The organism is Ruegeria sp. CDSB086 (genome assembly GCF_059611065.1).
The window spans coordinates 110,584-130,941 of record NZ_JBXWOV010000005.1 but is presented as its reverse complement, the minus strand read 5'-3'; the positions used below and the strand labels follow the sequence as shown (position 1 = coordinate 130,941).

The 20,358-nt window shown below is 56.4% G+C and carries 16 protein-coding genes; 11 read left to right on the top strand and 5 right to left on the bottom strand.

What is annotated here, in order from left to right:
* Positions 1–67 precede the first annotated feature (67 nt).
* From AC2FIO_RS11790 to AC2FIO_RS11780, 3 genes are read right to left on the bottom strand one after another with little or no spacing between them, the layout of a single operon-like run.
* Complete coding sequence (locus tag AC2FIO_RS11790; protein WP_496697793.1) at positions 68–1,438, bottom strand: HlyD family type I secretion periplasmic adaptor subunit; 1,371 nt, start codon at positions 1,436–1,438, stop codon at positions 68–70.
* The gene (locus tag AC2FIO_RS11785; RefSeq protein WP_496697791.1) at positions 1,435–3,192 is read right to left on the bottom strand and encodes a type I secretion system permease/ATPase; all 1,758 of its coding nucleotides are present in this window, start codon (positions 3,190–3,192) and stop codon (positions 1,435–1,437) included. Before AC2FIO_RS11785 ends, AC2FIO_RS11790 begins: the two co-directional genes overlap by 4 nt.
* A 59-nt stretch (positions 3,193–3,251) precedes the next feature.
* Positions 3,252–6,971, bottom strand: a complete 3,720-nt coding sequence (locus tag AC2FIO_RS11780; RefSeq protein WP_496697789.1) for a beta strand repeat-containing protein — start codon at positions 6,969–6,971, stop codon at positions 3,252–3,254.
* A 44-nt stretch (positions 6,972–7,015) separates the two neighbouring features.
* Here AC2FIO_RS11780 and AC2FIO_RS11775 point away from each other — a divergent pair, with 44 nt between their 5' ends.
* The 8 genes from AC2FIO_RS11775 to AC2FIO_RS11740 all read left to right on the top strand — a co-directional run bounded on the left by AC2FIO_RS11775 (position 7,016) and on the right by AC2FIO_RS11740 (position 15,052).
* On the top strand, positions 7,016–7,258 hold the full coding sequence (locus AC2FIO_RS11775; RefSeq protein ID WP_496697787.1) for a hypothetical protein: 243 nt from the start codon (positions 7,016–7,018) through the stop codon (positions 7,256–7,258).
* 57 nt (positions 7,259–7,315) lie between these two features.
* Entirely contained in the window at positions 7,316–8,236 is a 921-nt protein-coding gene (locus tag AC2FIO_RS11770) for a LysR family transcriptional regulator (protein WP_496697785.1), read from the top strand.
* 225 nt (positions 8,237–8,461) lie between these two features.
* Positions 8,462–10,045, top strand: a complete 1,584-nt coding sequence (locus AC2FIO_RS11765) for an ABC transporter substrate-binding protein (protein ID WP_282152074.1) — start codon at positions 8,462–8,464, stop codon at positions 10,043–10,045.
* 68 nt (positions 10,046–10,113) lie between these two features.
* On the top strand, positions 10,114–11,208 hold the full coding sequence (locus AC2FIO_RS11760) for a M24 family metallopeptidase (RefSeq protein ID WP_496697783.1): 1,095 nt from the start codon (positions 10,114–10,116) through the stop codon (positions 11,206–11,208).
* A complete protein-coding gene (locus AC2FIO_RS11755) occupies positions 11,208–12,215 on the top strand; it encodes an ABC transporter permease subunit (protein ID WP_496697781.1) in 1,008 nt (335 codons plus the stop codon). The genes AC2FIO_RS11760 and AC2FIO_RS11755 overlap by 1 nt, the downstream gene beginning before the upstream one ends.
* Positions 12,215–13,117 carry an ABC transporter permease subunit gene (locus tag AC2FIO_RS11750; protein ID WP_058272293.1) on the top strand — a complete coding sequence of 301 codons (903 nt, stop codon included), beginning with the start codon at positions 12,215–12,217 and terminating at the stop codon, positions 13,115–13,117. The genes AC2FIO_RS11755 and AC2FIO_RS11750 overlap by 1 nt, the downstream gene beginning before the upstream one ends.
* A gap of 4 nt (positions 13,118–13,121) precedes the next feature.
* Positions 13,122–14,099 (top strand): ABC transporter ATP-binding protein, encoded by a 978-nt coding sequence (locus AC2FIO_RS11745; RefSeq protein ID WP_058277169.1) that lies wholly within the window; start codon positions 13,122–13,124, stop codon positions 14,097–14,099.
* Complete coding sequence (locus AC2FIO_RS11740; RefSeq protein WP_496697778.1) at positions 14,096–15,052, top strand: ABC transporter ATP-binding protein; 957 nt, start codon at positions 14,096–14,098, stop codon at positions 15,050–15,052. Before AC2FIO_RS11745 ends, AC2FIO_RS11740 begins: the two co-directional genes overlap by 4 nt.
* 12 nt (positions 15,053–15,064) lie before the next feature.
* Here AC2FIO_RS11740 and AC2FIO_RS11735 read toward each other — a convergent pair whose 3' ends face one another.
* Positions 15,065–15,745, bottom strand: coding sequence for a GntR family transcriptional regulator (locus AC2FIO_RS11735; RefSeq protein WP_058274894.1), 681 nt, complete (start codon positions 15,743–15,745; stop codon positions 15,065–15,067).
* Between the two features lie 150 nt (positions 15,746–15,895).
* On the opposite strand from AC2FIO_RS11735, the gene AC2FIO_RS11730 reads away from it, so the two are divergent.
* Both AC2FIO_RS11730 and phnY read left to right on the top strand, forming a co-directional pair.
* On the top strand, positions 15,896–16,915 hold the full coding sequence (locus AC2FIO_RS11730) for a GlxA family transcriptional regulator (protein WP_058274895.1): 1,020 nt from the start codon (positions 15,896–15,898) through the stop codon (positions 16,913–16,915).
* 174 nt (positions 16,916–17,089) lie between these two features.
* The gene (phnY, locus tag AC2FIO_RS11725) at positions 17,090–18,550 is read left to right on the top strand and encodes a phosphonoacetaldehyde dehydrogenase (RefSeq protein WP_496697775.1); all 1,461 of its coding nucleotides are present in this window, start codon (positions 17,090–17,092) and stop codon (positions 18,548–18,550) included.
* Positions 18,551–18,605: 55 nt separating this feature from the next.
* Here the strand turns inward: phnY and AC2FIO_RS11720 are convergent, their stop codons facing one another.
* Positions 18,606–19,448, bottom strand: a complete 843-nt coding sequence (locus AC2FIO_RS11720; RefSeq protein WP_496697773.1) for a fumarylacetoacetate hydrolase family protein — start codon at positions 19,446–19,448, stop codon at positions 18,606–18,608.
* A 239-nt stretch (positions 19,449–19,687) separates the two neighbouring features.
* On the opposite strand from AC2FIO_RS11720, the gene AC2FIO_RS11715 reads away from it, so the two are divergent.
* Entirely contained in the window at positions 19,688–20,329 is a 642-nt protein-coding gene (locus AC2FIO_RS11715) for a GNAT family N-acetyltransferase (protein WP_496697772.1), read from the top strand.
* The last annotated feature ends 29 nt before the right edge of the window (positions 20,330–20,358 follow it).

The following is a 20,358-nucleotide window of genomic DNA, read 5'->3' as shown; positions in this document are numbered from 1 at the left end:
GCAGCATTTAGTCACGAGAAAGACGTGAACGACCCGCACCCGGCAAGCCGGATGCGGGCAAAATAAGTTACTCGATAAAAGTCTTGGCGAGCCGGTCACTGATTGGTTGTGACAGGTAGCTGATTACTGCGCGCTCGCCGGTTTTCACAAACAGATCCGCGGGCATTCCTGGCAACAGATCCAGTGCGGCGACTTCGGTGGGTTGATCGGCATCCAGTTTCACCCGGGCTTTGTAATAAGGCTCGCCTGTGCGATCGTCCTCCAGCGCGTCGGCTGAGATGTCAAAAATCCGGCCGCTGGCTTCAGGCACATCGGTCTGCGTAAAGGCTGACAGGCGAATGCGCGTTGCCTGACCGATCTGCAACTTGTCGATGTCGGCGGTCTTGATACGTGCTTCGACGATCAGGGCTTGATTGGCGGGAACAATATCCATGATCGCCTCTCCGGGGCGAATGACGCCGCCGGTTGTAGATACTGCCAAATTAACGACCCGCCCGCTGGAAGGGGCCAGGACCTGTGTTCGTTTCAACCGTTCCGATGCCCCTGAATATTGTGACCGGATCAGATCAAGCTGGGCATCCACAACCGCAAGCTCTCCGGCGATCACCTCGTCGCGCAGCTTTTGTTGGCTGAGCAGGGACAGTTGCAACTCTTGCATCTGGTCCTGGGCCTGCGCGATCTGGGTGCGCAACGACGCATCGACACCGCCCAGACGTTCCATTTCGATCTGGCGCGCGCTGACCCGTGTGACGGCCACAAGCCCTTTGTCCAGCAAGGATTTCAGATTGGACAGCTCAACCTGTGTGATGTCCTTTTGGTTTTGGGTCGAGAGGCGTTGTTCGTTCAGGCCGGCGATCTGATTGCGCAGCCCCTGAATGCGTTGCGCGTTGATTTGAGCCTCGGTCCGGCGGGCGCGGGCTTCGGCGTCAAATAGTTGTTTCTGCGTCAGGTAAGGCGACAACCAATGCAGCCGCTGCATTCCATCGCTGAACCCGGCCAAAGCGGTTGGCTCGTCAAACCTGTCCGTGCCGTTAATCTGCGCCAGCAAGCGGGCGCGCCGGACCGACAACTCGCCCAATTGGCTGCCCAGAACACTCAGATCTACGTCGAAATCTGAGGTGTCAAGCCGTACGAGGGGCTGACCTGCCTGAACGAATTCACCATCCGTGACCAAGATCGAGTCAATGATGCCACCATCCAGATGTTCAACCGTCTTGCGGTCACCTTCCACCACAAACGAGGCCGGCGCGACCACCGCCCCATCCAGTTTCGAGGCGAAGGCCCAATAGATGCTGCCGCCGACGAAAGCCATCAGGGTAAACAACCCGAACAGGACATAGCGTCTGATGCCAGAGGCTTCGGTCGTGATGTCCAATACTTGCACATCGTGGGCGGTAAGCACATTCGGGGATTGTGGGCGTTTCATCAACTGGGTCATTGGGCAGCTCCGCTGATCTGAGTTGCATTGGCAGGGCGCACAGTGGGTTCGTGCGCCCCGGATTGGGTCGGTTTGTCCAGAACGTTCCGGCGATTGACCTTCAGGACGTCCTCTTTATCCCCGAACTGTGTTTGGGCGCCGTTTCGCAGGACCACTACTTTGTTGGCAGCCTGCAACGTTGCAGGACGATGGGTCATGACGATGGCAATTGCGCCGCGGGACTGCGCCGCCGTGATCGCATCGCGCAGGGCCTGTTCGCCTTCGGCATCAAGATCCGAATTCGGCTCGTCCAAAATCAACACAAACGGATCGCCATAAAGCGCCCGGGCTAGTGCCAGCCGCTGACGTTGACCACCGGACAAAAAGAACCCCCGACCGATGCGCGTTTCATATCCATCGGGAAGGGCGCTGATCATTTCGTGCACACCGGCTTCGCGTGCGGCACGCAGCACTTCGGCATCGTCTATGGCGACAGAGAAGCGCCCGATGTTTTCGCGGATCGTGCCGTCGAACAGCTCGATATCCTGTGGCAGATAACCGATCTGTTTGCCCAGATCCTCGTGGTTCCATTTGGACATCGGGCTGCCATCCAGCAAAACCTCGCCCCGTTGGGGGTGCCAGATACCGGCAATCATCTTGCCCAAGGTGGTCTTGCCCGAACCGCTATGCCCGATAACTGCCAACACATCTCCGGGCACAAGGCCAAAGTCGATCTGGCGGAGCGAGGCGTTGACGGCGCGCGGGGGGCCTGCCTGCGCAATCTTGACGTCCAGAGATTTGAACGCGCGCGGCAGGTGCAGATTGGGTGGGGCTTCGGCAAACTCTTCGGTCAGTTTAGTCAGCTTGGAGTAAGATCCGCGCGCGGCCAGAAAGCTGCGCCACTGACCGATCAATTGGTCAATTGGGGCCAGTGCGCGGGCCAGTACGATGGTTGCCGCGATCATGACGCCAGCGGTGGATTCTCCGGTGATGGCCAGTGCCGCACCAAGTCCCAGAATGGCCGATTGCAATCCCATCCGAACGGTCTTGGACACGACAGAAAAGCTGGCAACCCGGTCAGCGGCGCGGGTCTTGTGCTGATGGGCTTCCGCCTGAAGCGAGGTCCAGCGTCGCAGCAAATCGGATTTCATGCCAAGCGCTTGAACAAGCTCGGCGTTTTTATCACTGATGCTGAACAAGGCATCTGAACGACCGCGCGCTTGCGAAGCCGACCGCATCGGTTCCCGGGCGCGCGAGTTGTTGATCAGAGCCATGATCGTCAGCATGACGGCCCCGGCCAAACCAAGCAGACCCAAATACGGGTGTAGGGCATAAAGGACCAACAGATAGAGCGGGATCCACGGCGCGTCGAAACACGCGGTCAGCGTGGTTCCCGAGATGAATTCGCGAAATCCGTTCACGTCTTCGACAAGGTTTTCGCCAGCGTCGGCTTCGCCATGGACACGGCGGCGCATCGCAGCGCCAAGAACTGGGGCAGCAACGTTCAGCTCAAAGCGGGCGGCCAGACGTCCCAAAATGCGCATCCGCATCAGGTCAAGGCAGGCGACCACGACGAATACACCGGCCAACAATGCTGACAACGCGATCAAGGTGTCGACATTTTGACTGGTCAGGACGCGGTCGTAGACCTGCAACATGTAAAGCGGACCGGCGAGCATAAGAAGGTTCAGAAACAAGCTGAAGAAGGCAACTGCAACAAAGCCCTTGCGCAGCGACCCCCAGGCGGCTTTCACGGGATTGGTTTTCTGGGACATCAGGGAACCCTTTCCGGTTTGGCAAACGGGGCGACCTAGGCCGCCCCGCTGTTGATTGGTTAAACGATGAAGTCGTTCTCGGTCAGGTCCGCGGCGTCGACACCGGCCAGACGGATCGAGCCTGCGTCGCCGAAGCTGATGACGGCGTCGTCACCATCCTGAACGGTACTCGGACCGCCGTCGAAGTCAGGGCCCAGATCTCCGATCTGAATTCTGTCGACGCCCGTTTCAAAGTCCGAGATTGTGTCGTCACCGAAGGTGCCCTGGAACAGGAAGGTGTCAGCGCCTTCGCCACCGATCAGGACGTCATTGCCGCCCTCACCGTTCAGCAGGTCATCGCCATCCGCGCCGTTCAGAACGTTCTCCAGGTCGCTGCCGACAATCACATCACCATCGTCAGAGCCGATGACATTCTCGATCGAGACCAGCACGTCGGTTTCGATCTGATTGTCGATCACGTCCAGACCGACAACTCCGGTGCCGCCTGTTGCATCAACATCAAGCGTCGCGCCTGCGTCCACCAGCGTGTCCTGCACGACCGGGCCGTTTGCGCCCGCTGGTGCGTTGTGCAGATGGATGGCTGATACGACACCGGGGATCGGCGTGTTCAGGTCGGCCTCGTTAAGGCCCACAACGCTCAACTCGCTCGAGTAGGTGACTTCGCCTGTTGCCAGGTTCTGAGTGATGACAACAGTCGCGTTGCCGGTGGCTTCGCTATCCGATGTCGGCCCGGGTTCTTGCGATGCGTCCAGACCGCCGCTCAGCGAAACTGTGCGGATGCCGTTTTCGGTTACATCGCTGTCGACCAGCAATTGCCCGCGAATTTCCCCGGCAGGAAAGTCGGAGGTGTGAATGTTGTAGTACAGATTGCCCAGAACGGCCTCTTCTACAAACCAGCCTCCATCCGGGATATTCGCACCAAACTGGTCCGGAGCCACAACAGCCGCATCCACGATCGAGACGTTGAATCCGGTATCGCGCGTGGCGGTGCCGTTGCCATTGGCGTCCAGACGGGCCTCTACCGCAACATCCAGATCCGAGAAATCGGCTGTGTCGATGCCGCCGCCTCCGTCGATGAAGTCATTGCCCAGACCACTGGTCAGCACATTGTCTGCATCGCCAGCGATCAGAACGTCATCACCTTCGCCACCGCTGATGTCGCCGTTAGTAGTGCCCAGATCGACAAAAATGTCATTGCCGTTGCCCAGCAGGACGTTGCCGTTTATCACACCTTCGTCGTCGTTGACGATGGTAACGTCACCAGCATCCGATGCATCAATCGCATTGACCGTGCCTCGAATTTCGCCTTCGTTCAGGATCGCACCCAGAAGGTTCAAACCGCCATCGATACGAATACCGGCTGCAGCGTCCGACTGTTCGGACCCGGCAATGAGACCTTCGTTGATGACAACTCCGGCAAAAGACGCGTCTTCCTGACCCGTGAACAGGCGCAGACCATCGCCAACCTGATTGCCCTCGGTTGCATCGCCGCGGCCCTGCAACACACCTTCGTTTACAATCGCCGCCGAGACGACATCGCCTGAAATGTCACCTGTTTGCAGCGAAACAGCCGAGCCGTTATTGCCCTCGCCTGCGTCCACCAGACCAGTGTTGGTGAAGGTGTAGTTGTCTGCCGTGCTATCAGCGTAGACTGTGCCGTTGCGCTGATTGCCTGTACCTAAGATGGCACCCAGGTTCTGAACGGAAAGCCCGTTACCATCGATGTTCAGTGCCCGGCTGTCCGAGGAAACGGTGCCGCTATTGACAAACGACCCGCCCGAGTGGTCACCAGTGCCAAAGTAGACACCGTTTTGCACACCTTCGACGGCACCCGCGTTAAACAATGTGCCCTGGAAGTTCACGCCATTGACAACTCGGATGCCGGCGACCGTGCCGTTGGCACCTCCAGAGAAAATCCCGCCAAAGTTGGAGATCGTCGCATCGGTAGTGCCGGTGTTGCCAACGTTGCCGATGCGAATGCCATCACCAGCAAGCGGCGTGGCGGCACCCGCGTTTCCGCGCCCGTTGATTACGCCCGTGTTTTCCAGTGTAAATGTGTTGGCACCATCTTCTGCACCACCGATTTCCACACCAAAGCCAGAACCCTGATTGCCGTCACCAGCGTCGATCAGACCTGAGTTCTGTACCGAGAAGTCATCCGCGGTTCCGTCAGCGTAAACCGTACCGTTGCGCTGATCTCCGGTGCCAAGGATGTTACCTTGGTTGTCGACCTCAAGCCCCGTGCCATCAATGTTGAAGGCCCGGCTGTCCGAGGACACAACGCCTCCTGCTTCGTTGACGAAACGACCACCCGTATGATCCGCGTTGCCAAAGTAGACGCCGTTTTGGACACCCGAGATTGTGCCGGCGTTGGTAAATTCGCCCTGAAAGCTCACGCCATCCACAACGCGCGCACCGGCTACAGTGCCGTTGGCACCTTCCGAACGTACCTCGCCACGGTTGACAATGGTCCCTTCGGCGATGCCCTGATTTCCCGGGTTGCCAATGCGGATACCATCTCCGGCCAGGCCAGTGCCTGCTGCGCCGTTGCCCCGACCCTGGATCAGGCCATCGTTTTCCAACGAGAACGTGTTGGCACCGTCTGCGGCTCCACCGATTTCTGCTCCGAAACCCGAGCCCTGGTTGTGCTCACCCGCGTCGATTGTGCCATTGGCCAGATTGCGGACCGAGAAGTCATCTGCGGTGCCATCGGCATAAACGGTGCCGTTACGCTGGTCGTCGTTTCCCAGAATGTCGCCGCCATTGATCAGGTTGACACCTGAGCCGTCGATGTTCACCGCGCGGCTTCCGGATTGGATGGTGCCAAAGTTCAGCACGTCCAGATCATGTTCACCATTGCCGATGTAAAGGCCATTGCGCGGGCCTTCTATCACGCCGGTCGACGTGTTCAGGATCTCACCTTCGGCGTTTACGCCATCCGCGATGCGGATACCGGCGGCCGTGCCTTGGTTGCTTTCGGTCGAGATCAGGCCGCTGTTGACGATCTCGGTTTCCAACGTGGCACCTTCGACACCGTCGTCAATGCGAATGCCGTCGCCGGCCAGCCCGGTATTGGCGGCCCCTTGGCCACGGCCTTGAATTGTCGCGCCAAAACCGTTGAAGATGTCGGTTTCCACGCGATCGCCAACCTCATCGCCGGTCTGCAACGAGATGCCCGCGCCCTGGTTGCCTTCGCCCGCGTCAATCGTGCCACCCGTAAAGTTCGAGATCGAGATGTCTTCGGCAGTGCGGTTGGTGTAAATCGTGCCATTGCGCTGATCGCCGGTGCCGATGATGTCACCAAAGTTGCGCACATCAATGCCTTGGCCCTGAATGTCGACTGCGCGGCTGTCAGAGCTGATCACGCCGCCGTGGAAATTGTCCAGGCCGCCCGAGCTTTGAGCACCTGCAAACTGAACGCCGTTAAATTCACCCGCGATCTCACCAAAGTTGCGAACCTGTGCGCTGCCGGTGACCTGAACGCCGGTGGCCAATGCGTCGGGGCCGTTGTTCGCCTCGATCCGCCCAGAGCGGAAGTTGAACACATCAATATCCTGCCCCTGCGCTTGAACGGCGGCAACGGCGTTGTTGGTGATGATTTCACCAAAGTTCAGCAGACGCGAGAAGTCATTTGCCAGCACGAAAGCCGGGGTGTCATCTACAACGGTGCTTTGAAAGAAGTTGTTGAAAAGGGTTTGGCCGTCGCGGGTGGTCTCTTGCGCTATTGTAGACGTGGTCAAGAGACGAGCGCGCAGGCTTGTCAGAAGTTGGGACAGCATGGGGTACTCCGTCATAAATTGTTACGTTTGGCAGTCCGCCCTGTGTGTCGGGCATTCCACGTAGCAAAGGGGTAGACGGCACCCCGGGTCATCTGAAATTCATCCTGCAAATCGGCCGTATAACCAACGCAAATAGTCACGGTTTCCGTGAGAATCCGGAAATGCCACATCAAATAAATCAACAGGTTACAATTTTCCTGCCGCGCGTGATGTTCTATTCGAATGCGCCGGTTAACAGTTTTGTCAGCGGAGTTGATCGGGATTTCATGCAGTTTTACCCGCTTTAAGGTACATAAAGGGGTGGTTTCGAGCCGCTTTAGTATGACCGCAGAGAGATTGAGCGGATGAATTTCAGAGATTTGGAATATGTGCTCGCCATTGCAAAACATGGCAAGTTCAGTCAGGCGGCGGTTGCGTGCAACGTTTCGCAACCTGCACTATCGAACCAGATCAAGAAGCTGGAACACGAACTGGGTGTTGAACTGTTTCTACGACTAAATAACGAAGTGCGCCCAACGGCATTTGGTCAAAGCATCCTCAAAATAGCTGAATCCATCCTGTCTGATGCACAACAGATCCGCGACACTGCCACCCAATACCGCGACCCCGAGGCCGTCACGTACCGGATTGGCATGACGCCAACGCTTGCACCCTACCTGACGCAGTACTTCTCAGGGTTGTTCAGCGATCTGTACCCGCGGATGCGTGTGACCATGATCGAGGACCTTCCGCAAAACATGTTGCAGATGGTGGAAGATCATCAATTGGACATGGCGCTGGTGGCCAAAGTCAACAACAGCGACGCTCTGGCTTTCACGTCAATTTGGGCCGAGCCGTTGTTTCTGGCCATGCGTGAAGGGCACCCACTTTGTATGCTTCCCTCTATTGCGCCAGAGGATGTGCCTCCGCATGACTTCATCCGGCTTCCTCACAGTTTTGGCTATGAACTTGAGGACCGTTTGCCCAAAGCTGATCCTGCGATCCGAGTCGCCAAGCGGTTTGATCTGAGCGCGCTGAGGTTTGAAACGATCTGCCGACACATTTGTCATTCTGATGATTGTACAATTGTGTCGGCCCTGGCTGCCGAGCAATTCAAGCGAGACAAGTGGCCCTTGTGCTTTGTTCCTTTTGAGGGGCCCGGCAACCTGCGTAACCTTGGTGCTGCGACCCGCCCGGGATGTCCTAGAACTCAAGTTTTGAACCGTGTGGGTGCATATATTCAAGATCAACCCCCGGTTGGTGTTGCGCCGACCTTGACGCCGTAATCACTCGTCAATCTTTGCAATCATCAATGAAACCGAGATGTGTAGTCTCTCGGCTTTGCGAGGTGCATTGGTTCACACATTCCTTCAACTCTCAAAGTGAGTTGACAATGGATTTTGTATTTTGGATACATTGAGCACAGATTTCGCGGCGATGAGAGTCGTCAGAAATTGCTTGGTCAACAAAAGCAACGCGAAAGCCGATTGAAAATTTTCTGGGAGACAATCATGAAACTCAAATTTTTGGCTGCAACAGCGGCTATTGCCCTGTCCAGCGCAGCCGCGCAGGCCAACACGCTGGTTTATTGTTCAGAAGGCTCACCCGAGGGGTTCGATCCCGCACTGTTTACAGCCGGAACCACATTTGATGCCTCATCGCACCCGATCTACAACCGCCTGCTGGAATTCGAAACCGGCACAACCAACGTTATCCCCGGTCTGGCCGAAAGCGTCGAAGCCAGTGATGATGGCCTGGAGTACACATTCAAGCTGCGTCAGGGTGTGAAGTTCCATTCGAATGACGAGTTCACGCCGACCCGCGATTTCAACGCGGATGACGTGATCTTCTCGTTCATGCGCCAAAAGGATGACAGCCATCCCTATAATCAGGTGTCAGGCGGTACGTGGGAATACTTCAAGGGTATGGGTATGCCCGATCTGGTCGAGTCCATTGAAAAGGTCGACGACTACACCGTCAAATTTACTCTGACCAAGCCTGAGGCGCCGTTTGTTGCCAATATGGCGATGGATTTCGCTTCGATCCTGTCTGCAGAATATGCAGATGCGATGATGGAAGCTGGAACACCTGAAAAGCTAAACACCGCACCCATTGGTACCGGCCCGTTCTCGTTCTTGGCGTATCAGAAAGACGCCGTGATCCGCTATGCCCAGAATGCCGACTACTGGAAGGATCCGGCGGATGTTGAAAATCTGATCTTTGCGATCACTCCGGACGCATCCGTGCGCTATCAGAAGCTGAAGGCGGGCGAATGTCACATCATGCCGTATCCGAACCCGGCGGACATTCAGGCGATGCAGGATGATGCCGACATCAACATGTTGGAGCAGGAAGGCCTCAACGTTGGCTACCTGGCCTATAACACCACAATGGCGCCCTTCGACAACCCGAACGTCCGCAAGGCGTTGAACATGGCAATCGACAAGAACGCGATCATCGACGTGGTGTTCCAGGGCTCGGGCCAGGTTGCAAAGAACCCGATCCCGCCGACCATGTGGGGCTATAACGACGCGATCACCGACGATGCCTATGATCCAGAAGCGGCCAAGGCAATGCTGGAAGCCGAAGGTGTTTCCGACCTGTCGATGAAGGTATGGGCAATGCCGGTACAGCGTCCGTACAACCCGAATGCGCGCCGTATGGCTGAACTGATCCAGGCGGATTTCGCGAAGGTTGGCGTGGACGTCGAGATCGTGTCTTACGAATGGGGTGAGTACCTGTCGCGTTCGAAAGATCTGGACCGTGATGGTGCCGTTCTTCTGGGTTGGACCGGTGACAATGGCGACCCAGACAACTTCCTGGCGGTTCTGCTGGGCTGTGACGGTCGTGAAGCGTCGAACCGGGCACAATGGTGCCATGAGCCGTTCGAAGATCTGATCCTGAAGGCCAAACAGTCTACTGATCAGGCGGAACGCACCAAGCTGTATGAAGATGCCCAGGTCATCTTCAAAGAGCAGGCCCCGTGGGCAACCATTGCGCACTCGGTCGTTTACATGCCGATGAGCAATAAGGTTCAGGGCTATAAAGTGCACCCGCTGGGCGGACACATCTTCTACGGTGTGAGCGTCGAATAAACCACCACTCAACGACCGGAGCCGCCCAATTGGCGGCTCCGGTTTTCTTTATTGGGAGGTCGGCGCGAATGCCGGATTTGTCCGAGTACCAACAACTGGCAAAGGACATGTCAGTAGATGCCGTGGCACTGGTGCCCGGTCCGAATTTTACCCGCGCTTTGGTAAAACCCTTCATGAGCAACGAGCGACCCTTTGTGGTCGTGATCCCGGCCGAAGGCGTACCGGCAGCGATTGTGCCGAACCTAGAACTGGGCTCTTGGGCGCTGGTCGGGTTTGACGGCGCTGTCTTCGACTGGCGCGATCAGACGGGCTATGACGATGCCTTCGCGGCACTGGCTAAACATATGCCGCTGCGATCTCTCGCGGTCGAGGGGCAGGTGATGCGCGTCTTTGTCTCTAAGGCCTTTACCCGTGCATTGCCCGAGCTGCGAATCGTGGACGCGGAACGAGAGATATCCGGTCTGCGCATCATCAAGACAGACGATGACATTGCAGCGCTGCAAGCGGCGATCGATATCTCGGAGCGAGCGCTGGAGCGGGTCATTGCGGATGTTCGCGTTGGCCAAACAGAAGTACAAGTTGAACAAGCATTGATCCAGGCGCTGTTCGCAGAAGGGGCTGCGTCGCTGGCATTTTCGCCCATCGTGACGGCCGGAGGAAACTCGGCTCAACCGCATGGTAAAGCACGCGCGGATTATCAGATCAAAGCAGGCGACGCGCTGCTGTTCGATTTCGGCGCACGCAAACATGGGTTTGCCGCCGACATCACACGCACCTTTTTTGTCGCCGAAGCCTCGGATGAGGGCAGGGCGGTCTACGACACCGTTCTGCGGGCCAACCTGGTCGGGTTCGAAGCTTGCCGGCCTGGCGTCACTGCCCACGATATCGACGACGCGGTGTCCAGCGTGCTCGAGGCCTCGCCCTATGCAGATCGTATCCGCACCAAGACCGGTCATGGGCTGGGCCGCGATGTGCACGAAGCGCCCTACATCATGCGTGGCAACGGCCAGATCATGCGCGCGGGCATGGTTTGGACAAACGAGCCGGGCCTCTATGATCTGGACAATTTCGGCGTTCGGATCGAAGATGACGTATTGGTGACCAACGACGGTTGCCGGTCGCTGACCAGCTTTCCCAAAGAACTAACAATCATAGGCCGCTGATGTTTGGCTATTTTCTTACCCGCCTCGGCATGTTCATTCCGACATTTCTGGGCGTAACACTGATCTCGTTCATGTTCATTCGGGTGCTTCCAGGCGATCCGATCATCGTCATGGCCGGTGAACGCGGAATGTCCGAAGAACGCTATCAGGAGATGGTTGAGAAGCTGGGCTTCGACAAACCTGTTCTGCAGCAATACTGGGACTATCTGGTTGGCGTGTTGCATGGTGATTTGGGCGAGAGCTTTGTCACCAAGAAGCCGGTTTGGGACGAATTCTTTGCCCTGTTTCCGGCCACGCTGGAACTGTCGATCTGCGCCATGATCTTTGCAGTAGCTTTGGGTCTTCCCGCGGGCGTTATTGCTGCTGTGAATCGGGGCAAATTCTTCGACCGGGCGCTGATGTCGTCCGCGCTGATCGGGTATTCCATGCCGATCTTCTGGTGGGCGCTGTTGTTGATCATCGTGTTTTCCGGCAACCTTGGTTGGACGCCTGTCTCAGGCCGGATCGACCTGCTATACTACTTTCCAAGTGTCACAGGCTTCATGTTGATCGACAGCCTGCTGTCCGGGCAGGAGGGGGCGTTTGGATCGGCTGTACGCCATCTAATACTGCCGACCATCGTTTTGGGCACGATCCCTTTGGCCGTAATTGCGCGCCAGACCCGTTCGGCCATGTTGGAAGTGTTGGGTGAGGATTACATCCGCACGGCCCGCGCAAAGGGGCTCACCCCCGCACGGATCAATGGGCTGCATGCGCTGCGCAATGCGCTGATCCCGGTGATTACAGTGATCGGCCTGTCAGTCGGCACATTGCTGGCCGGGGCGATCCTGACCGAGACAATCTTTAGCTGGCCCGGTATCGGCAAGTGGATGGTCGACAGCATCTTCCGCCGCGACTACCCGGTTGTGCAGGGTGGCCTGCTGATGATCGCCGTGATCGTCATGCTGGTGAACCTGCTGGTCGATGTCCTTTACGGCGTCATCAACCCAAAAATCCGGAGGCGGTGATGGCTGAATTGTCCGCGACCCCACCAAAAACCGAAGACCGCCCCAGCGCCCTGCGAGAGTTCTGGTTCTATTTCAGCGAAAACCGCGGTGCGGTGATGGGCCTTTGGGTCTTTGCCGCCTTTGTTTTCTGTGCGGCCTTTGCGCCTTTGTTGGCCCCCTACGACCCGACTGAACAGTTCCGCAATCACATACTGCAACCTCCTGCGTGGCAAGAGGGCGGCAGTTGGGCCTTCCCATTGGGCACCGATCCGCTGGGCCGGGATATGCTTTCGCGGCTGATCATGGGATCGCGTTATTCCTTCTTTGTCGGCATCGTGGTGGTGTGTGTGGCCGTGACGGGCGGAGTGATTGTCGGCCTGCTGTCGGGTTTCGCGCCCAAATGGGTCGATACGATGATCATGCGGGTGATGGATATCATCCTGTCCTTCCCCTCGCTACTGCTTGCGCTGGTTCTGGTCGCCATCCTTGGTCCCTCGTTGACCAACGCGATGATCGCCATCGCCATTGTGTTTCAACCGCATTACGTGCGTTTGACCCGGGCATCTGTGTTGGCAGAGCGGCAAAAGGATTACGTGACCTCGGCTCGCGTTGCCGGTGCCAGCAAGGCCCGACTGATGTTCAAGACTGTGCTGCCGAATTGTCTGGCTCCGATTATCGTTCAGGCGGCGCTGTCGTTTTCGACCGCCATTCTGGATGCCGCAGCCCTTGGCTTTCTGGGCATGGGAGCGCAGCCGCCCACGCCAGAATGGGGCACCATGCTGGCCGAAGCGCGTGAGTTTATTCTGCGCGCGTGGTGGGTAGTGACGTTCCCCGGTCTGGCCATCCTGGTCACGGTGCTGGCCATCAACCTGATGGGCGACGGTCTGCGCGATGCGCTGGACCCTAAGCTAAAGCGGAGCTGACGACATGAGCCTGTTGGATATCCGAAACCTCACTGTCGAATTCGCAACCGCCTCGGGTCAGTTCCGCGCCGTGGATGGCGTTGATCTGTCCGTCGACAAGGGCGAGTTGATGGCCATCGTCGGCGAAAGTGGCTCGGGCAAATCGGTGTCGATGCTGGCATTGATGGGTCTGCTACCCTGGACGGCCACAATTACGGCCGACCAACTAAGCTTTGAAGGCATTGATCTGACCAAAATCTCGGCCCGTGACCGTCGCAAGATCATCGGCAAAGACATTGCCATGATTTTTCAGGAACCGATGTCATCGCTGAATCCTTGCTTTACGGTTGGTTTCCAGATCAAGGAGGCCTTGCGCATCCACCTGGGCCTGAACCGAAAGGACCGCCACCAACGCGCTATTGAACTGTTTGATCAGGTCGGAATCCCCGCACCCGAAAGCCGACTGAACACGTTTCCGCATCAGATGTCCGGCGGCATGAACCAGAGGGTGATGATTGCGATGGCCATCGCCTGCAAACCCAAGCTGTTGATTGCGGACGAGCCGACGACGGCGCTGGACGTGACAATTCAGGCGCAAATCCTTGATCTGTTGGTTCGCCTTCGGGACGAACAGGGCATGGGTTTGGTCCTTATCACTCATGATATGGGTGTTGTCGCCGAGACCGCCGAGCGGGTTCAAGTCCAATATGCTGGCCAAAAGGTCGAGGAGCAGGCAGTCAAAGACCTGTTCCGCACCCCGCGTCACCCCTACACAACTGCGTTGCTTAACGCGCTTCCGGAGCGGGCGACGTCGAAGATGCTACCTACTATTCCCGGCGTCGTTCCAGGGCAGTTTGACCGGCCAAAAGGATGTCTGTTCAGCCCCAGATGCCAATATGCAGATGATCTGTGCCGATCGTTGCCCCCAACCCCGCACAGTGCGGAATTCGGCAAGGCGCGTTGCCATTACGTTGAAAAGATAACAACCGGAGAGCTGGCATGACCGCCCCCATCGTTCAGGCCAGTGATTTGGCCAGGTTCTACACCGTAAAAGGCGGGTTATTGTCGAAGGCCGCAACGGTAAAAGCCTTGTCTGGAGTGGACTTCGAACTGCGGCCGGGCAAAACGTTGGCGATCGTAGGAGAGTCCGGTTGTGGGAAGTCCACCCTCGCAAGGGTGGTGACGATGATCGAAGAACCGACCTCGGGAAGTCTGACCATCGATGGCGTTGAAATATCTCCATCGAAATGGGCCCAGATGCGTGAAACTGTGCAGATTGTGTTTCAGGATCCTTACGGCTCGCTCAACCCACGCCAACGGATCGGTCAAATCCTGCAAGAGCCATTGATAATTAACCGCCGCGAGATGTCCGCAACCGACCGCGAGGCGCGCGCGCGTGAAATGATCGACCTCGTGGGTTTGCGCCCCGAACATTACGACCGCTACCCACACATGTTTTCGGGCGGGCAGCGGCAGCGGATAGCAATCGCCCGCGCCCTGATGCTGAACCCCAAGGTGCTGGTGCTGGATGAGCCGGTTTCAGCGCTGGACGTCTCGATCCAATCGCAAATTCTGAACCTGCTGGTCGAATTGCAGGAACGTCTGAACCTTGCCTATCTGTTCATTTCGCATGATTTGTCGGTGGTGAAGCATTTTGCCGACGACGTGATCGTTATGTATTTAGGCCGCGCGGTTGAGAAGGCACCGAAAGAAAAGCTGTTTGCTGCCCCTAGGCATCCCTATTCCAAGGCTCTTTTGTCGACAACACCTCGCGCAGATCCCGACGCGCGCAAGGATCGGATCAAACTGGAAGGCGAGCTTCCGTCCCCGATGAACATCCCCAAAGGCTGTGCCTTTGCACAAAGGTGCTGGCTTGCAACCGAAGAATGTCGCGCCGCGCCGCCAGAACTGAGCGGGGCAGACCACAAAGTCGCGTGCCTGCATCCACTGGGGTAAGAATGCGGACGTTCAGCCGGTGTCACCTTTCCGTGTCTTGATAACCATCGCCAACAACTGATCCTTGGTCCGTTGAATATGCTTGGTCAGCAGTTCACCTGCGGCATCAACCTGACGTTTGCGTGCCAGCGACAAAAGCTGTCGGTGATCTTGCTTGGCGGGCTCGCGTTGTTCCATGACGCTTAGATGCATACGGACATAGCGGTCCGATTGCAGATTGACCCGTTGAAGAATCTCATTGGTCAGCCCACGATCAGCAGCCGCATATAGGGCTTTGTGGTATTCATAATTCAGGCTGCCCCACCGCCCGACATTGTAAGCTTCGTAAGACCTTTCCATGTCGTCGAGCAGCTTCTCGCATCTGGCGAAATCAGCTTCCGTCATCTGCGGAATGGCCCGTCTAAACAGGTCAACTTCCAAAAGAACGCGAAGGTCAAAAATCTCGCCAATTTCGGAAAGCGAATGCGAAGTCACCGATGCACCACGGTTGTTTGTCAATTGCACAAGGCCTTCGGCATCCAGCCGTTTTAATGCTTCGCGGATCGGCATGCGCGAAACATCGTAGTCCTCGGCAAGGGCCTCCTGACGGATGGTTTCACCTTCGGCCATCTCTCCGCTTAGGATACGTTCCCGCAGATCATTTGTGATGACTTCTGGAAGACTTTGACGTGCGATCGCGCGGGTTCTGGGCATAAGAGTGGTCTCGGTCGGTGTAAGTTGTATCCAAAATACAAAATGAGCGTTCGATTTCCAAGGGTCTTACATCTATTGATAACTTTAAGTTGCTCGAACGTTCCAACAGGCCAGCAACGTTGCGGTATTCGAACGCGAAGGAGGGGTGTAGTGGACAGCCAACGTTTCCTGCCCAAGGGGGCGATTTCCGTCGACGTTCCCTATGATGGGCCGCCTAAGGCCTTTCATTTCCTGTTGCTGCCTAATACCACAATGTTGGCGTTTAGCGCAGCGATTGAACCCTTGCGTATTTCAAACCAACTGGCCCGAAAGCAATTGTTCGAATGGTACGTCTTGTCTGCAGATGGCGCGCCGGTCACGTGTTCGAACGGAATCTGCATTCAAGCCGACCAACCCATGCATGATCTAGAGCAGGGGGCCTATACCTTCGTGTGTTCCGGCACTGAGCCGATGGCCTCGTTTGACACCCGGATTCTGAATTGGATTCGCCGGCAAAAGGCACATGGATGCGATTTCGGTGGTATCTGCACCGGGGCTTTTGCCTTGGCCAAGGCCGGCTTGATCGGCGACAAGAAGTTCACCGTTCATTGGGAAAACCGCCCCGGGTTTTGCGAGTATTTTCCGACAATGACGCCAACCCAGAGTCTGTACGAGATTGACGGCAAGCTGCGCACTTGCGGGGGAGGGCACGCCAGCACCGATATGATGCTGGAAGTGATCGAGGAATTGTTCGGCAACGCCCTGGCCATCAACGTGTCCGAGATGTGCTTGCACCGACGCGTCGGAGAAAGTGGCAGCAATCAAGTTTCGCCAGTCTCGGCCCTTTTGGGGACGCGCAACGCCAAGCTGGTCGAAGCTGTCCAAATAATGCGGGACAACATTGAATCGCCGCTCAGTCTTGAGGCGGTAGCGGATCAGGCGTCTCTGTCCAGACGCCATATGGAACGGCTGTTCCAGCAGCACACAAAGATGTCGCCCGGCCAGTATTACAACAACCTCAGGCTAGATCGTGCCTTCGCCCTTTTGAATGAAACCGACCTCAGCGTATCCGAGATTGCCTTTGCATCCGGGTTTTCCAGCACGGACAGGCTTTCAGTTCATTTCCGAGGCCGGTACAATGTTTCGCCGCATAACTTCCGCAGATCGTGGTCGCACGAAAGTGGCAACTAAGACCGTTGGTGAGACTTGGATACCGAGGTGCATTCCAGCTCTGGACTGCCACAGTGGATTGACCGAGCGGGGCGTTCCCTTCATCTTCAATTGCGTGATCGACACTTCGCTGCGCCTGCCATTGCGCAATTTTGAAGCACCGCTTTTTGCCAGCATAGCGTTGGCCCCCTTATCATGGACATTATCATGAACACATCCGGTATCCGCAACGAAGGCATGCGTATTGGCGGCGAGATTGTCTTTACCGATGCTAAAATCCCGGTCCACTACCCCTACACGAGTGAGGTTGTCGGTACCGTCCCTGCCGGCACTTCTGAACATGTACGCAAAGCTTTTGAGATCGCCGCAAATTACACGCCCAAATTGACGCGTTACGAACGCAGCGAGATTTTGCGGCGCACCGGCGCGTTGATTGGTGAAAATCGCGAAAACCTCGCAAAATGGCTGACGTTTGAGCTTGGCATCTGCCATCAGCACTCGATCTATGAAACCAGGCGCGCGCAGGACGTTTTTCAGTTCGCTGCCTCCGAGGCCCTGATGGACGATGGTGAGGTTTTCTCGTGCGATCTGACCCACAACGGCAAGGCGCGCAAGATTTTCACCAAACGCGAGCCGGTCAGAACCATCAGCGCAATTACACCGTTCAATCACCCTCTGAACATGGTCAGCCACAAGATTGCACCGTCCATTGCCACCAATAACAGCATGGTCTGCAAACCGACCGAGCTGACCCCACTGACGGCCCTGACGCTGGCGGACATACTGTACGAGGCAGGGCTGCCGCCCGAAATGTTTCAGGTCGTGACTGGCTGGCCAAAAGATATCGGCGATGAGATGATCACCAATGAACACATTGACATAGTCACCTTCACGGGCGGTGTGCCGGTAGGCAAGTTGATCGCGTCCAAGGCGGGTTACAAACGGCAGGCACTGGAGTTGGGCGGCAACGATCCTCTGATCGTGCTGAATGATCTGAATGACGCCGATCTGGACAAGGCCGCCAGTATAGCTGTGGCCGGGGCCACAGGGAATTCGGGGCAACGCTGTACCGCGATCAAACGCATTCTGGTTCAGGAAAGCGTGGCAGATAGATTTGTGCCACTTGTTCTGGAAAAGGCAAAAGCGATCCGGTTTGGTGACCCTCAGGACTCAGAAACGCAATTGGGTTGCGTTATCCACGCACAAGCCGCCGAGTTGTTCGAAAACCGCGTGCTGAAGGCTGCGCAAGAGGGCGCAGAAATCCTCTATCACCCCGGCCGCGACGGTGCACTGTTGCCGCCGATCGTCGTCGACAAGGTGCCCCACGGCAGCGAGTTGGTGATGGAAGAAACATTTGGTCCAATCGTGCCGATCGTTCGTGTTCCAGATGATGATGCGCAAGTCATGCAGATCTCAAACGGCACCGCATTTGGTTTATCTGCGGGTGTCTGTACAAATGATCTGAACCGGGCGATTACCTACATCAACGGTTTGAACGTTGGCACCTGCAACATCTGGGAACAGCCCGGCTACCGGATCGAAATGTCTCCTTTTGGCGGCATCAAGGACAGCGGCAACGGCGTCAAGGAAGGCGTGATCGAGGCGATGAAATTTTTCACCAACGTCAAAACTTATTCACTGCCCTGGCCCGAGTGACTTTTTAGCCCTCTTTCTGTTGCGGGAAATTGTGACAATTGCACAAACAGGAGGCTCAGCCCTGCACAACGTTCTGCCGTTGCACACCCAAGCCTTTGATGCCCAACTCCATCCTGTCGCCGGGTTTTAAATAGGTCGGCGGATTTTGGCCCATGCCCACACCCGGAGGGGTGCCTGTCGAAATCACATCTCCCGGCTGTAGCGACATGAACTGCGACAGATGAGAGATTGCTGTCGCCACGCCGAAATGCATCGTTCGGGTCGATCCATTCTGAAACCGTTGCCCGTTCACCTCAAGATACATCTGCAGGTCCAGCGGATTGGGTACCTCATCCCGTGTCACAAGCCATGGACCTATAGGACCGAACGTGTCGGCGGATTTGCCTTTGACCCACTGGCCCGAACGGTGCAGTTGGAAATCGCGTTCTGATATGTCGTTGATGACGCAATAACCGGCGACATGGTTCAAGGCTTCGGCTTCCGAGAGGTATTTGGCCTCTTTCCCGATCACCACACCCAGTTCCACCTCCCAATCGGTTTTGACCGAGCCACGAGGGATTTCGACCGCGTCGTTGGGGCCAATAATGGCCGAAGTTGCCTTAAAAAAGATTACCGGTTCCTGCGGCAGCTCCATCCCACTTTCGGCCGCATGATCGGCGTAGTTCAGACCTATGCAGACGAACTTGCCGACCTGACCGACGCAAGCGCCAATCCGCGGTTGACCATCCACTAGAGGCAGGCTTGCGGTATCCAACCTGCGCAATCGGTCTAGGGTTTCATCGCCAAGCAACTCGCCTGTGAGATCATCAATCACACCCGACAAATCACGAATTGCGCCTTTGGCATCCAGAAGACCGGGCTTTTCCGCGCCCTTGGGACCGAACCGCAGTAATTTCATTGATAGTGTTCCCTTTGCTCAGAGCGTCCGCGGCCATCATTAGCCAACAGGGGTGCGGATGGGAAATTCCGTTGTATTTGACCGGACAGCACACTTATCGACCCCCTGCACCAAAAACTCAATTCTTGTGGTGAATTAAACAGAGGACAGAGATACTGTAATCTCATTTCGTAATTTTGAATTTTTTGTGCTAGTGTCCGAGCAGATTTTACTGATTTCTTTCAAAGGTACTATTTATCGTGAGCAACAATTCACAAAACACGTTCAGGTTGCGTCCGATGGAAAGGGCAGATCTGGATTCCGTTCTGAGTTGGTTTCAGGACGTTGAAGACCTTGCGCGTTTCGATCGTACAACGCGCGTGCCCCTCAATACATCGCATGCCGAAGAATTTTGGAGAGATTCATTTACGTCTTCCGATGCCAGCCGCAAATGTTGGTTTATCGTCGAGTCCTCCTCAGGTGAGGCCGTTGGGCTGGCCGGACTCGAGTCTATCTCGAACATCAATCGCGATGCAGTGGTTGCAGTTTTCGTCAACAAGGCAATGCGCAGATCCGGCGTCGGGCTCCGGGCATCTGCTTTGGTGCTGGATCTGGCATTTCGACAGTTGGGGCTGAACCGCATAACGTCTTATTATCGTGAGGACAATCATCACAGCCGTGATCTTGTTGCGAAGATAGGATTCCAGATTGAAGGGACAATGCGTCAAGCGTGGTTCGCTGAAGGTGAGTTTCAAGATATGGTTGTTGTGGGCATTCTGAAATCCGAGTGGATGGTTCGCCGAAACGTTTTGGCACAGGAACTGGATGCGAATACGATCGTGACTTTGGGGCCGAATGATTGCGCCGACTGGTCATGGCCACCTCGGATCGCAGAGGTGTGATCAGTTCCGATCAAAACTGCTTCGGTCGT

Excerpts from the sequence above, each read along its gene's own strand:
- AC2FIO_RS11750 (WP_058272293.1), top strand. The coding sequence starts at position 12,215 with ATGGCTGAATTGTCCGCGACCCCACCAAAAACCGAAGACCGCCCCAGC.
- AC2FIO_RS11755 (WP_496697781.1), top strand. The coding sequence starts at position 11,208 with ATGTTTGGCTATTTTCTTACCCGCCTCGGCATGTTCATTCCGACATTT.
- phnY (WP_496697775.1), top strand. The coding sequence starts at position 17,090 with ATGGACATTATCATGAACACATCCGGTATCCGCAACGAAGGCATGCGT.
- AC2FIO_RS11720 (WP_496697773.1), bottom strand. The coding sequence starts at position 19,448 with ATGAAATTACTGCGGTTCGGTCCCAAGGGCGCGGAAAAGCCCGGTCTT.
- AC2FIO_RS11740 (WP_496697778.1), top strand. The coding sequence starts at position 14,096 with ATGACCGCCCCCATCGTTCAGGCCAGTGATTTGGCCAGGTTCTACACC.
- AC2FIO_RS11765 (WP_282152074.1), top strand. The coding sequence starts at position 8,462 with ATGAAACTCAAATTTTTGGCTGCAACAGCGGCTATTGCCCTGTCCAGC.
- AC2FIO_RS11745 (WP_058277169.1), top strand. The coding sequence starts at position 13,122 with ATGAGCCTGTTGGATATCCGAAACCTCACTGTCGAATTCGCAACCGCC.
- AC2FIO_RS11770 (WP_496697785.1), top strand. The coding sequence starts at position 7,316 with ATGAATTTCAGAGATTTGGAATATGTGCTCGCCATTGCAAAACATGGC.
- AC2FIO_RS11780 (WP_496697789.1), bottom strand. The coding sequence starts at position 6,971 with ATGCTGTCCCAACTTCTGACAAGCCTGCGCGCTCGTCTCTTGACCACG.
- AC2FIO_RS11790 (WP_496697793.1), bottom strand. The coding sequence starts at position 1,438 with ATGACCCAGTTGATGAAACGCCCACAATCCCCGAATGTGCTTACCGCC.
- AC2FIO_RS11760 (WP_496697783.1), top strand. The coding sequence starts at position 10,114 with ATGCCGGATTTGTCCGAGTACCAACAACTGGCAAAGGACATGTCAGTA.
- AC2FIO_RS11735 (WP_058274894.1), bottom strand. The coding sequence starts at position 15,745 with ATGCCCAGAACCCGCGCGATCGCACGTCAAAGTCTTCCAGAAGTCATC.
- AC2FIO_RS11785 (WP_496697791.1), bottom strand. The coding sequence starts at position 3,192 with ATGTCCCAGAAAACCAATCCCGTGAAAGCCGCCTGGGGGTCGCTGCGC.